This window comes from Kitasatospora sp. NPDC056783, assembly GCF_042789895.1.
GTDB lineage: Bacteria > Actinomycetota > Actinomycetes > Streptomycetales > Streptomycetaceae > Kitasatospora.
In genome coordinates this window covers 1-1967 of record NZ_JBHUAF010000406.1, presented here as the reverse complement: position 1 = coordinate 1967, position 1967 = coordinate 1, and the positions used below count along the sequence as shown (strand labels likewise).

The following is a 1967-nucleotide window of genomic DNA, read 5'->3' as shown; positions in this document are numbered from 1 at the left end:
TGGGGCAGCGGGATGCGGGTGGGCGGGGCGCTGCGGGCCGGCAGCGCGACCACCGCCCGCAGCGCGCCGCGCCGCAGCAGATCCGCCCGGATCCGCCGGCCGGACCGGCGCGAGGCGGCGGCGGGCGGCATCAGCAGCACGGCGCAGCCGTTCTCCTTCAGGTGCGCCAGGGCGTGCTGCACCCAGGCCAGTTCGGACTCGGTGCGCGGCGGCAGGCCGTACTCCCACCGGGTGTCGTAGGCCAACTCCTCGTTCCCCCAGGACCGTTCGTTGAACGGTGGGTGGCAGAGCACGGCGTCCGCGCGCAGCTCCGGGTGCGCGTCGGCGCGCAGACTGTCGCCCGCGCGGACATCCACCGGGCCGTCCGCGCGCAGCGCCAGCCGCACCGCGGTCAGCGCCGCGAGGTCCGGGTCCAGCTCCTGGCCGGCCACCGTCGCGGCGGGCCCGGCCGCGCCGAGCAGCGCACCGAACCCGCAGGCCGGATCGAGCACCAGCTCGGCCGGGCCGGCGAGTTCGGCCATCAGCTCGGCCAGCGGGGCCGGGGTGAGCGTGTACTGGCGCGGGCCGGCCTCCAGGTGGCGCCCCATCAGGAACTCGAAGGCCTGACGGCCACCCAGTTCCTTCGCCAACTCCCGCGCACCGGTGATGAGTTCCCGTCGTTCGGGGTCGGCGTCGCCGCCCCCGAGCAGCGCGGTGCCGACCGCCAGCAGGGCGGCGGCCGCCCCCTCCGGGTCGCCCTCCACCTGCTGCCAGACCCGCTCGCTCAGCGGCACCCTGCCGAGCTTGCCCTGCCCGCGCAGCCACCGCTCGACCTCGGCCAGGTCGAAGGCCGGGCTGGTGTCGGTGCCGCCCACCGGCTTGGGGAAGTCCGCGTGCCGCCGCCGCCAGTTGCTCACCGCGGCCCGGCCGACCCCGGCCAGCCGCGCGATCCCGGCGGCCGTGATCTCCGTCCTGCTCCCCTGCTCGGCCACTGGGCGGACCCCTCCACGCTGGAACGACTCTCCGCCCGATCCTACAACCCGCCTCACGTCATGATCGCGTGTTGACGCGGTTCACACGCCATGGTCTGATTGCCGCGCCGATCACCCGTCACCCCGTCTCGAAAGGCGCACGCGCCGTCATGTCCCAGACGCTCCGCCGGACCGCCCTGCTCGCCTGCGGCGCCACCGCGCTCCTCGGTCTCACCGCCTGCTCCTCCGGCACCGCCGCCACCCCGGCCGCCGCGCCGGTCCCCACCCACGGCTCCGCCGCCGGTTCCACCGCCGGTTCCTCGACGCCCGCCGCACCGGCGTCGCCCTCCGCGCCGGCCTCGCCCTCCGCGCCCGCCCTGCTGACCGGCACCAAGCTCAACTCGCTGCTGCTGCCCGGCACCGCGTTCCCGGCCGGCTTCAAGCCCGACCCCGACGGCTCCCGGAGCACCGGCGACGGCTACAACCCGCCCATGGCCCCGTCCGCCGTCCCCTCCCCGCACTCCTGCGACCTGCTGAACACCTCCGCCTGGATCACCGCCTCCGGCGTCAGCGCCGCCTCGTTCGCGCAGAACGACTACCAGGACGCCTCGCAGGACATGATCGCCCAGGAGCTCGACGGCTTCCGCGGCGACGACGCCAAGGCCGCCATGTCCGCCCTCACCAAGGCCCTGACCGCCTGCCACAGCTTCACCGTCACCCAGAACGGCCAGCGGTACCCGGTCACCGTCACCGTCAAGCCGCTCCCCGGCCTGGGCGACGAGGCCCTCCAGGCCACCCTCACCTCCCCCTCCTTCAGCGGCGGCACCACGATGGTCGCCACCCGCACCGGCTCCTACCTCGCCGCCACCTACGACAGCTCGCAGAGCAGCTCGGGCAGCGCCGCCGTCGGCTTCGCCAAGACCCTCGCCAAGGCCCTCCCGCCGACCTCCTGACCCCGGCGCCGCCGGAGCCGGGGTCGGAGCCGGAGCACGGTCGACGCCGCGCCACGCACAAGGC

2 protein-coding genes are annotated in these 1967 nt (G+C 75.7%); one reads left to right on the top strand and one right to left on the bottom strand.

Features of this window, described 5'->3' with window-relative positions; genetic code table 11:
* Positions 1-971: N-6 DNA methylase (locus tag ACFRMQ_RS35160; protein ID WP_380734862.1), on the bottom strand; the 971-nt coding region annotated here is incomplete at its 3' end.
* Between the two features lie 149 nt (positions 972-1120).
* On the opposite strand from ACFRMQ_RS35160, the gene ACFRMQ_RS35155 reads away from it, so the two are divergent.
* Entirely contained in the window at positions 1121-1903 is a 783-nt protein-coding gene (locus tag ACFRMQ_RS35155; protein ID WP_380734861.1) for a hypothetical protein, read from the top strand.
* Positions 1904-1967 lie beyond the last annotated feature (64 nt).